Consider the following 11,356-nt stretch of genomic DNA (forward strand, 5'->3'; position numbering starts at 1 on the left):
TCGGCTCAGCCTAATCCAAATCTCGACGCACCCTGCTCAGGGCGACGATGCCGCGCGCAGGAAGGCAGCCGGGCGCGGCCCGGTGTTGCGGTCGACGACGACGGGTGTCGCGGTATCCACGCTGCCGCTCCAGCCGCCGCCCAATGCCTTGTTGAGCGTGACGTACTGGATGGCGATGGTGACACGGCTCTGGATGAGCGCGTCCTCGGCCGAATAGAGCGATCGTTCGGCATCCAGCACCTCGATGAAGCTCGTCGATCCGCTCTCGAACAGCGTGCGGGCGAGACGCGCCGATTCCCTGTAGTTCGTGACGGCCTCGGATAGCCTGCCCTGACGGATGCGCTCCTGCGCCAGCGCGACAAGGGCGTTCTCGACCTCCTCCAGCGCCAGCAGCACGCTGGAGTGCAGCGCGAGGAACTGCTGGTCGCGGCGCGCCTGTGCCGCCGCAACCGCCGCCCGCAACTGGCCGGCGTTGAACACCGGCACGCTGAGGCTTGGGCCGAACGACCAGCTTATCGAGGAGTTTTTCGCCAGATCGCCGAGCCGCGCGCCGGATGTCGCGACATTGCCGGTGAGGGTGATGGCCGGATAGCGCACCGCTTCGGCCTCGCCGATGCGCGCCGTCGCCGCCGCGAGCTGGCGTTCGGCAAGGCGCACGTCGGGGCGCGACAGCAGGATGTCGGCAGGCACGCCCGCCGGCAGCGGCAGGCGCGGCGTCGGCACGGGGCCGGTCCTGCGCAGCAGGTCCGCGAGGCCGGTCGGCGCGCGGCCGGTCAGGACGCCGAGCCGATGGATGGCCTGCGCCATCGCCGCCTCCAGCGCCGGGATGGTGGCTTCCGTCGTCGCGACCTGTCCGTTGGCGTTGGCGACATCGACGCCCGAGGCCGCACCGACATCGAATTTCGCCTGCGTCAGCCGGGCCGTTTCCCGCTGGGTGGCGGCGGTGCGCCGCGCCAGCGCGATGCGCGCCTGATAGCTGCGCACGTCGATGTAATTCACCGCGATGTCGCCGATCAGCGTCAGCAGCGTGGCGCGCAAGTCCTCCTGCGCCGCGTCGAGCCCATAGCGCGCTGCCTCGGCGTTGCGCCGGTTGGCGCCGAAAAGGTCCGCCTCCCAGCCCGCATCGAGCCCGGCGCGGATGGTGTTGGAAATGCTGCCCGAGCCACCACCGCCCCCGCCGTCGCCTCCTCCGCCGCTCTTGCTGCGCGTCGCGCTGGCGGAGCCGTCCACGAACGGGAACAGGGCGCCTCTCGCCTGATCGTAGTTGGCGCGCGCCTCCCGGACCCTCGCCTTGGCGGCGGCGACGTCGAGATTGCCTGAGACCGCTTCCTCGACGAGCCGGTCGAGCGTGGGGTCGCGCAGCCGCTCCCACCATTCGGCGAGTTCCGCCGGCTTGGCGGCCTGGCGGGCCGACGCGTTGCCCCAGCGCGCGGGCACGGTGATGGACGGCTTTTCGTAATCGGGACCGACGGCGCAGGCCGACACCGCACCGGCGAGCAGCAGGACGGGCAGGGAGCATGCGCGAAACAGGTTGGCGCGGGGGGGAGCGCAAGTCATGCCGAACGCAAACCCCCGTCGAGAAAGTCCAACATCGTTGCTCGCCTGCCAGGAATCGCGCCCTTAACACCCAGCATATCATTGGCATAACGCATGCGCCGACTCCAGCCTGTCCGGATTAACATTTGGACATCTCGTGATCGGGGGGCGCGAATCCGGCCGCGCGGCAGGTCGACGGCGGCGCCGCTTCCTGCCGATGCCGGTTTCAGCCCGCGTCGACTTGTATCCGATCTGCCTGTTTTCGTCTCATCGGCGCTTGCGACGACATGGCATTCCGGCTATAAATGCAATTGCGAATTAATCGCAATAAAGGACCCTACCAATGTTTCTTCTTGCGAGACGGGCGGTTTTGGCGGGCGTGTTGGGCGCGGCGCTGGCGGGTGTTTTCACTGCCGGCGCGGCGCGGGCGGAGGAGAAGCTGAATGTCGTGGCGACCACGGGCTTCATTGCGGATGCGATCGGCGAGGTAGGGGGCGATCACGTCACGGTGCGGGCCCTGCTGGGGCCGGGGGTCGATCCGCATCTGTACAGGCAGACGAGTTCCGACATCGCGGCGGCGACGCGGGCGGACGCCGTTTTCTGGCACGGGCTGCATCTGGAGGCGCAGCTTGCGGATTTCTTCGCCTCTCTCGCCCGGCGCAAACTGGTGATCGCGCTGGCGGATGCGTTGCCGAGGGAACGTCTGCTGGCGGCCGAGACGGATTCTGCGCTGCCGGACCCGCACGTGTGGTTCGACCCGCGTCTGTGGACCGGCGTCGTCACGGCGGCGCGCGACGCCCTCACCGAGCTGAAGCCCGAGCACGGGGCGGATTTCGAGGCGAACGCACGCCGCTATATCGCGGATATCGAGCGGATCGGCGCCTATGCCGAAGGGGTGCTCGCCTCGGTGCCGCAACAGTCGCGGGTGCTGGTGACGGCGCACGATGCCTTCAACTATTTCGGCCGCGCCTATGGCTACGAGGTGGCGGGCATCCAGGGCATATCCACCGAAAGCGAGGCCGGACTGAAGCAGATCGAGGATCTCGTCAATCTGCTGGTGGAGCGCAAGATCGGCGCGGTCTTCATCGAATCCTCGGTGTCGGACCGCAATGTCCGGGCGCTGATCGAGGGCGCGGCGGCGAAGGGGCACAAGGTCGTGATCGGCGGCGAGCTGTTTTCCGATGCGGCCGGCGAACCCGGCACCTATGAGGGCACCTACATCGGCGTGATCGACCACAACGCCACGACCATCGCCCGCGCCCTGGGCGGCGACGCGCCGGAGAAGGGCGCCGACGGCCGGCTTGGGGAGAAGTGACGCCCGGGACGCCGGGCGGGAGCGGTCCACCGTTTCACGGCACGGTGGACCGCTCCGGCTTATGTATCCGGGCAGGTATGTATGGGTAAGCGTTTCCCGCCGGCCTCAATCGTCCATCTTGAGCGCGGCGATGAAGGCTTCCTGCGGGATCTCGACCTTGCCGAACTGGCGCATGCGCTTCTTGCCTTCCTTCTGCTTGTCCAGGAGCTTGCGCTTGCGTGTTGCGTCGCCGCCGTAGCATTTCGCCGTAACGTCCTTGCGCAGCGCGCGGATCGTCTCGCGGGCGATGATCTTGCCCCCGATGGCGGCCTGTACCGGAATCTGGAACATATGCGGCGGAATGAGTTCCTTGAGCTTCTCGCACATCGCCCGCCCGCGCGCCTCCGCCCGGGTGCGGTGCACCAGCATGGACAGCGCGTCGACGGGCTCGGCATTGACGAGGATCGACATCTTCACGAGGTCGCCGGAGCGGTATTCGGTGATCTGGTAGTCGAACGAGGCATAGCCCTTCGACACGGATTTCAGCCGGTCGTAGAAGTCGAACACCACCTCGTTGAGCGGGAGGTCGTAGACCACCATGGCGCGCTTGCCGACGTAGTTGAGATCGACCTGCTCGCCACGCCGGTCCTGGCACAGCTTGATGATTGCGCCCAGGTAATCGTCGGGGGTGAGCACCGTGGCGCGGATCCACGGCTCGGCGATGTCCTCGATCTTGGTCACGTCCGGCATGTCGGCCGGGTTGTGCAGATCGACTGCGGAGCCGTCGCGCATTGTCAGGCGATACACGACCGACGGCGCGGTCGAGATCAGGTCGAGGTTGAACTCGCGCTCCAGTCGCTCCTGGATGATCTCGAGATGCAGCAGCCCGAGGAAGCCGCAACGGAAGCCGAAGCCGAGCGCGGCCGAGGTCTCCATCTCGTAGGAGAAGCTGGCGTCGTTGAGCCGCAGTTTCCCCATGGCCGCGCGCAGATCCTCGAAATCGGCGGCATCCACCGGGAACAGGCCGCAGAACACCACGGGCTGCACCGGCTTGAAGCCGGGCAGGGCCTCCGCGCAGGGGCGCCTGTCGTCGGTGATGGTGTCGCCGACGGCGGTATCCGCCACTTCCTTGATCGAGGCGGTCAGGAAGCCGATCTCGCCGGGGCCGAGCGAATCGACATTCGTCATCTTGGGCCGGAACACGCCGACGCGGTCCACCTGATACGCGGCATCGGTGCCGATCATGCGGATCGTCTGGCCCTTCTTCAGCCGGCCGTCGACGATGCGCACCAGCACGACGACGCCGAGATAGGCGTCGTACCAGCTATCCACCAGCAGCGCCTTCAGCGGCGCGTCCTCGTCGCCCTTCGGCGGCGGCAGGCGGGTGACGATCGCCTCCAGCACGCCCTCGATGTTGAGGCCGGTCTTGGCCGATATCTCCACGGCGTCGGAAGCGTCGATGCCGATCACTTCCTCGATCTGCTCCCTGACGCGCTCGGGCTCGGCGGCGGGCAGGTCGATCTTGTTGAGGACCGGCACGATCTCGTGGTTGGCGTCGATGGCCTGATAGACGTTGGCGAGCGTCTGCGCCTCCACGCCCTGCGAGGCGTCGACGACGAGCAGCGACCCCTCGCAGGCGGCGAGCGAGCGCGACACCTCGTAGGCGAAGTCGACGTGGCCGGGCGTGTCCATCAGGTTGAGGATATAGACCTTGCCATCCTTGGCCCGGTATTCGAGCCGCACGGTCTGCGCCTTGATGGTGATGCCGCGTTCGCGCTCGATATCCATGCTGTCGAGCACCTGCTCGACCATCTCGCGGTCGGACATGGCGCCGGTCGTCTGGATGAGACGGTCGGCGAGCGTCGACTTGCCATGGTCGATATGGGCGACGATCGAGAAGTTGCGGATGTTGTCGAAGCTGTGCACACTCATGCCAAACGCCATATCAGCCTGCGTGCGCGCCGCCAAGTGTGTCGGGGGCGTGCACACGGGAATTATTGCCCAGATTGGGCACCTGCGCTTGACTTGAAATGCCTGCGGACTAGTTTGTCGCATCCTTTTCCGCCCGCGTCCGCGCGGGCCCAGCCCGGCAAGTTCAGCGATGACCACGCCCGACAGCAACGACCCCCTTCACCCCACGCGCTCCTTCCAGGGGCTGATCCTCACCTTGCAGCGGTTCTGGGCCGCCGAGGGCTGCGTCATTCTCCAGCCCTACGACATGGAAGTGGGCGCCGGCACGTCGCATCCGGGCACCATGCTGCGCTCGCTCGGGCCGAAGCCGTGGAATGCCGCCTACGTGCAGCCCTCGCGCCGGCCCAAGGACGGTCGCTACGGTGAAAACCCCAACCGCCTGCAGCATTATTACCAGTTTCAGGTCATCCTGAAGCCGAACCCCCCGGACCTGCAGGACCTCTACCTGCGCTCGCTCGACGCCATCGGCATCGACACGCGCCTGCACGACATCCGATTCGTCGAGGACGACTGGGAAAACCCCACCCTCGGCGCATGGGGGCTCGGGTGGGAGTGCTGGTGCGACGGCATGGAGGTGAGCCAGTTCACCTATTTCCAGCAGGTCGCGGGCATCGAATGCGCCCCGGTGTCCGGCGAACTGACCTACGGGCTGGAACGCCTCGCCTGCTACCTGCAGGACGTCGAGAGCATCATGGAGCTCAACTTCAACGGCCGCAACGGGGCCGAGAAGGTGACGTACCGCGACGTGTTCCTGCAGGCCGAGCAGGAATATTCGCGCTACAACTTCGAATATGCCGACACCGACGCGCTGTTCCGCCGCTTCCGCGAGGCGGAGGAGGAATGCCGGGCGCTGCTCGCCAAGGGATTCGCCAAGGGCGCCGACGACGCGCACAACCGCCACCTCATGGTGCAGCCGGCCTATGACCAGTGCCTCAAGGCGGGCCATGCCTTCAACCTGCTCGACGCGCGCGGCGTCATCTCGGTGACGGAGCGCCAGAGCTACATCCTGCGCGTGCGCGAACTCGCCAAGGCCTGCGGCGCGGCCTGGCTCAAGACGGAAGGCGGCGGGCAGGACGCGTCGATATTTGGGTGATGCTGGCCTGCAAATGGCAGGTTTCTGCGCTTGCCGAGTCTCATGGACATGAAGTCCACTCCGTTCCGGTTCTCGAAACCCGCCATTTTCGGCTCAGCCTAACCCAAGTCTCAACACGCCCTGGAATGCTTGCTCCGACAGAATCATAAGTTCCATCGTTCTCCACCGTTTCGCGCTTCCTGCCCCAATCATGTAAAGTCCGCCCCTATGCCCGATCTGCTCCTTGAACTCCGTTCGGAAGAAATCCCCGCCCGCATGCAGCGCAAGGCGGCGGAAGACCTGAAAAAGCTCGTCACCGATGCGCTGGTGGAGCGGGGCCTGGCCTACGAGGGCGCGCGCGCCCATGTCACCCCGCGCCGCCTCGCGCTGCAGGTGGTCGGCTTGCCCGCCCGCCAGCCGGATATCGAGGAGGAGCGCAAGGGGCCGCGCGTCGGCGCGCCGGATGCGGCGATCCAGGGTTTCCTGAAGAGCGCCGGCCTCGGCTCCATCGGCGAGGCCGAGATCGTGTCGGACGCGAAGAAGGGCGAGTTCTACGTCGCCCGTATCCTGCGCGAGGGCCGCGACACGCCCGCCGTTCTGGCCGAGATCATCCCGGCGGTGGTGCGCGCCTTCCCGTGGCCGAAGTCCATGCGCTGGGGCGCGGCCTCGCGCGAGCCCGGCAGCCTGCGCTGGGTGCGGCCGCTGCAATCCATCCTGTGCACCTTCGGGCCGGAGACCGAGACGCCGGACGTCGTGCCGTTCGAGATCGACGGCATCGTGTCGTCAGACGTCACCTGGGGCCACCGCTTCCTGTCGGGCAAGCCCATTCTCGTGCGCCGTTTCGAGGACTATGTCGACGCGCTGGAAAAGGCGTATGTCGTGCTCGACCTCGACGAGCGCAAACGCCGCATCGAGGCCGACGCCAATACGCTCGCCTTCGCGCAGGGGTTCGAGATCGTCCCGGACGAGGGGCTGCTGGAGGAGGTCGGCGGGCTGGTCGAATGGCCGGTGGTGCTGATCGGCAGCTTCGACGCGGCCTATCTCGCAGTGCCGCCGGAGGTGATCCGCGCCACTATCCGCGCAAATCAGAAATGCTTCGTCTTGACAGAGCGTTCCACCGGCAAGCTCGCAAACAGGTTTATCCTGACGGCCAATATCGAGGCGCGCGACGGCGGGGCGGCGATCGTCGCCGGCAACGAGCGCGTGGTGCGCGCGCGCCTGTCCGACGCCCGCTTCTTCTGGGAGACGGACCAGAAGCCGTTGCCGGAATTCGCGGGCAGCGACCTGAAGCCGCTTGACCAGCGGCTGGAGCGGTTGAGGGCGCTCGGCATCGTCTTCCACGAAAAGCTCGGCACGCAGGCCGCGCGTATCGAGCGCATCACTGCGCTGGCGCGCCGCATCGCGCCGCTGGTGGGCGCGGACGTCGACAAGGCGGTGCGCGCGGCGACGCTCGCCAAGGCCGATCTCGTCACCGAGATGGTCGGCGAGTTCCCGGAGCTGCAGGGCCTCATGGGCCGCTACTACGCCCTGGCGCAGGGCGAGGACGCGTCCGTCGCGGCCGCCGTCGAGGAGCATTACAAGCCCCAGGGGCCGTCCGATTCCGTGCCCGCCGATCCGGTGTCGGTGGCGCTGGCGCTCGCCGACAAGCTCGACACGCTGGCGGGCTTCTGGGCCATCGACGAGAAGCCGACCGGTTCCAAGGACCCGTTCGCCCTGCGCCGCGCCGCGCTCGGCGTCATCCGCCTCGTGCTGGAGAACGGGCACCGGCTGCGCCTTGCCGAACTGATCGGCGCAGCGCTCGACGCGCTGCCGGTGACGGCCGACAGGCAGGCGGTCACGGCCGATCTGCTGTCGTTCTTCGCCGACCGGCTCACCGTCTACCTGCGCGACAAGGGCGCGCGGCACGATCTCATCGCCGCCGTGTTCGCGCTCAATGAGCGCGGCGATTTTGGCGGGCAGGACGACCTGGCGCTCATCGTGCGCCGGGTCGAGGCGCTGGGGCGCTTTCTCGACACGGAGGACGGCGCGAACCTGCTGGCGGGCTACCGGCGCGCGGCGAACATCCTGCGCATCGAGGAGAAGAAGGACGGCCGCACCTTCGGCGGCGGCGCCGATGTCGCGCTCATCCTCGACCGCGGCGAGCCGCAGGAGAAGGTGCTGGTCGAGGCCCTGCGCGTGGCCCGCGAGGCGGCGCGGGACGCGGTGGCGAAGGAGGATTTCGAGGCCGCCATGCGGTCGCTCGCGGCGCTGCGGCCGGCCGTCGATGCATTCTTCGACGCCGTGACGGTGAATGCCGAGGAAGCGGATCTGCGCGCGAATCGCCTCAAGCTGCTCGATGCGCTGCGCGTGGCGACGCTCGCGGTCGCCGATTTCAGCGTCATCGGCGGCTGAGCCGACCGGAGACGGCGGATGAGCACATGCAACATGATGGCATCGACGGTACGATTTATGCCGTTATTTCGTCATATTCTGCCCGGTATCGGATTGCATTTTCCGCGCGGATACGCCAAGCGACCTTAGCCGGATGGCGCGTGTCGCCCCATTGGGGCGCGCGGCGCTCGCGCACGCCAACCCGGTCACGCGCTTTCGTCGTTCTTGCAGCTGCGAAGTGCGTGAAGTAAATGCGAAGCGTCGGGAGCCTGTCGGGATGCGCGGTCACGTGAGCCGCAGCCGGACGGCTCGGAACGGAATGGGGATCCTGCGGCACCCGTGCGGTGCTGCCGCCGCGCTCCATTCCTTTGTCGAAGCATATGTTTTCCGGCAGCCGCCGGCGCGGCGGTCCGGGATCATGCTCTAAAAGGCGAACGCCAGATGACGAAATGGGTCTATACATTCGGTGACGGTCAGGCCGAGGGCGCGTCCAATCTGCGCAACCTGCTCGGCGGCAAGGGTGCAAACCTCGCGGAGATGGCCAATCTGGGACTGCCGGTTCCGCCCGGCTTCACGATCACCACGGATGTCTGCACCTATTATTACGACAACGGCCGCAGCTATCCGCCGGATCTCGCGCAGGCGATCGAGGACGCGCTGGCCTATATTTCCCGCCAGACCGGCAAGGTGTTCGGCGATCCCGCCAATCCGCAGCTCGTGTCCGTGCGCTCGGGTGCGCGCGCGTCGATGCCGGGCATGATGGACACGGTGCTCAACCTCGGCCTCAATGACGAGACCGTCGTCGCCGTGGCGCAGGCCGCGGGCGACGAGCGCTTCGCCTGGGACAGCTACCGGCGTTTCATCAACATGTACGGCAATGTCGTGCTCGACGTCGGCCACCACCATTTCGAGGAAGCGCTCGAAATCTACAAGGAGCGCAAGGCCGTCGACCTCGACACGGAGCTCTCGGCCGCGGACTGGCAGGAAATCGTCAAGCAGTACAAGAAGATCGTCGAGCACGAGACGGGCAAGCCCTTCCCGCAGGACCCCAAGGAACAGCTTTGGGGCGCGATCGGCGCCGTGTTCGGCTCGTGGATGAACGCCCGCGCCATCAAGTACCGCGAGTTGCACGACATTCCGGCGAGTTGGGGCACGGCGGTGAACGTGCAGGCGATGGTGTTCGGCAACCGCGGCGAAACCTCCGCGACGGGCGTCGCCTTCACCCGCAACCCCTCCACCGGCGAGAAGGAGCTCTACGGCGAGTTCCTCATCAACGCCCAGGGCGAGGACGTGGTGGCGGGCATCCGCACGCCGCAGGACATCACCGAGAAGGCGCGCATCGCCTCCAGCTCGACGCGGCCGTCGCTTGAGAGCGCATTGCCCGACGCCTATGCGGAGCTGGTACGCATCTACACGCTGCTTGAGGCCCACTACCGCGACATGCAGGATCTCGAATTCACCATCGAGAGCGGCAAGCTGTGGATGCTCCAGACCCGCAACGGCAAGCGCACCGCCAAGGCGGCGCTGAAGATCGCCGTCGATCTGGCGAGCGAGGGCGTCATCACGCAGCAGGAAGCCGTGGCGCGCATCGAGCCGGGCGCGCTCGACCAGCTCCTGCACCCGACCATCGACCCCAAGGCCGACCGCAAGGTGCTGGCCACCGGCCTGCCGGCTTCTCCCGGCGCTGCATCGGGCGAGATCGTCTTCACCTCGGAAGCGGCCGAGGACGCGCGCAAGGCCGGCCGCAAGGTCATCCTGGTGCGCGTCGAGACCTCGCCGGAGGACATCCACGGCATGCACGCGGCCGAGGGGATTCTGACGACGCGCGGCGGCATGACGTCCCACGCGGCGGTCGTGGCGCGCGGCATGGGCAAGCCCTGCGTCTCCGGCGCGGGCTCGGTGCGCGTCGACTATGCCGCCGGCACGCTGTCCTCGGGCGGCGTAACGCTGAAGGCCGGCGACATCCTCACCATCGACGGTGCGACGGGCCAGGTCATCGTCGGCGAGGTCAAGATGCTGGAGCCGGAGCTGTCGGGCGAGTTCGCGACGCTCATGGGCTGGGCCGATTCCGTGCGCCGCATGAAGGTGCGCGCCAATGCGGAGACGCCGCTCGACGCGCGCACGGCGCGCAACTTCGGCGCCGAGGGCATCGGGCTGTGCCGCACGGAGCACATGTTCTTCGATTCCGAGCGCATCGTGGCCGTGCGCGAGATGATTCTCGCCGACGACGAGGCCGGCCGGCGCGCGGCGCTCGCCAAGCTGCTGCCGATGCAGCGTCAGGATTTCGTGGAGCTGTTCACCATCATGCAGGGCCTGCCGGTGACGATCCGCCTGCTCGACCCGCCGCTGCACGAGTTCCTGCCGCATTCCGACGCCGAGATCGCCGAGGTCGCGGCGTCGCTCGGCGTCAGTGCCGACAAGCTGCGCGGCCGCGCGCAGGCGCTGCACGAGTTCAACCCGATGCTCGGCTTCCGCGGCGTGCGTTTGGCGATCCTCTATCCGGAGATCGCCGAGATGCAGGCGCGGGCGATCTTCGAGGCCGCATCGCAGGTGGCGCAGGCAACCGGACAGACGGTGAAGCCCGAAGTCATGGTGCCGCTCGTCATGACCAGGGCGGAGCTGGAGCTGACCAAGGCGCGCATCGACGCCGTCGCCAAGGCGGTCGCGCAGGAGACGGGCGTGGCGCTCGACTATCAGGTCGGCACCATGATCGAGCTGCCGCGTGCGGCGCTGCGCGCGGGCGACATCGCGCAGGCGGCCGAGTTCTTCTCCTTCGGCACCAACGACCTCACCCAGACGACGCTCGGCATCAGCCGCGACGACGCGGCGATCTTCCTCGGCGACTACACCGCCAAGGGCATTCTCGCCTCTGATCCCTTCGTCACCATCGACCGCGAGGGCGTGGGCGAGCTCGTCTCGCACGCGGTACGCAACGGCCGGGCGGCGCGGCCCGACATCAAGCTCGGCATCTGCGGCGAGCATGGCGGCGATCCGGCCTCCATCGCCTTCTGCGAGGAAACGGGCATCGATTACGTGTCCTGTTCGCCCTACCGCGTGCCGATCGCACGCCTCGCCGCGGCGCAGGCGGCGCTCAAGGTGAAGGCCCAGGGTCA

General features: G+C 67.5%; 6 protein-coding genes. 4 read left to right on the top strand and 2 right to left on the bottom strand.

Translation table 11 applies throughout. From position 1 onward, the window contains the following. Nucleotides 1-36: 36 nt before the first annotated feature. Nucleotides 37-1,557: an efflux transporter outer membrane subunit gene (locus ACUSIJ_RS15265; protein ID WP_449309255.1), complete on the bottom strand. Its 1,521-nt coding sequence runs from the start codon at nucleotides 1,555-1,557 to the stop codon at nucleotides 37-39. Nucleotides 1,558-1,879: 322 nt separating this feature from the next. Between ACUSIJ_RS15265 and ACUSIJ_RS15270 the strand changes: the two genes are divergently transcribed. Next, nucleotides 1,880-2,851, top strand: a complete 972-nt coding sequence (locus ACUSIJ_RS15270; RefSeq protein WP_449309256.1) for a metal ABC transporter solute-binding protein, Zn/Mn family — start codon at nucleotides 1,880-1,882, stop codon at nucleotides 2,849-2,851. A gap of 105 nt (nucleotides 2,852-2,956) precedes the next feature. Here the strand turns inward: ACUSIJ_RS15270 and lepA are convergent, their stop codons facing one another. Continuing rightward, nucleotides 2,957-4,762, bottom strand: coding sequence for a translation elongation factor 4 (lepA, locus tag ACUSIJ_RS15275; protein WP_449309257.1), 1,806 nt, complete (start codon nucleotides 4,760-4,762; stop codon nucleotides 2,957-2,959). A 169-nt stretch (nucleotides 4,763-4,931) separates the two neighbouring features. On the opposite strand from lepA, the gene ACUSIJ_RS15280 reads away from it, so the two are divergent. The 3 genes from ACUSIJ_RS15280 to ppdK all read left to right on the top strand — a co-directional run. Then, a complete protein-coding gene (locus tag ACUSIJ_RS15280; RefSeq protein WP_449309258.1) occupies nucleotides 4,932-5,894 on the top strand; it encodes a glycine--tRNA ligase subunit alpha in 963 nt (320 codons plus the stop codon). Between the two features lie 207 nt (nucleotides 5,895-6,101). Next, the gene (glyS, locus tag ACUSIJ_RS15285; RefSeq protein WP_449309259.1) at nucleotides 6,102-8,264 is read left to right on the top strand and encodes a glycine--tRNA ligase subunit beta; all 2,163 of its coding nucleotides are present in this window, start codon (nucleotides 6,102-6,104) and stop codon (nucleotides 8,262-8,264) included. A gap of 420 nt (nucleotides 8,265-8,684) precedes the next feature. Further along, nucleotides 8,685-11,356: pyruvate, phosphate dikinase (ppdK, locus tag ACUSIJ_RS15290; protein WP_449309260.1), on the top strand; the 2,672-nt coding region annotated here is incomplete at its 3' end.

The sequence above is a fragment of the Pseudochelatococcus sp. B33 genome (genome assembly GCF_053570585.1).

What these genes read in the sequence shown, in the direction of transcription:
- ACUSIJ_RS15265 (WP_449309255.1), bottom strand. Translation starts at nt 1,557, where the DNA reads ATGACTTGCGCTCCCCCCCGCGCCAACCTGTTTCGCGCATGCTCCCTG.
- ACUSIJ_RS15270 (WP_449309256.1), top strand. Translation starts at nt 1,880, where the DNA reads ATGTTTCTTCTTGCGAGACGGGCGGTTTTGGCGGGCGTGTTGGGCGCG.
- lepA (WP_449309257.1), bottom strand. Translation starts at nt 4,762, where the DNA reads ATGAGTGTGCACAGCTTCGACAACATCCGCAACTTCTCGATCGTCGCC.
- ACUSIJ_RS15280 (WP_449309258.1), top strand. Translation starts at nt 4,932, where the DNA reads ATGACCACGCCCGACAGCAACGACCCCCTTCACCCCACGCGCTCCTTC.
- glyS (WP_449309259.1), top strand. Translation starts at nt 6,102, where the DNA reads ATGCCCGATCTGCTCCTTGAACTCCGTTCGGAAGAAATCCCCGCCCGC.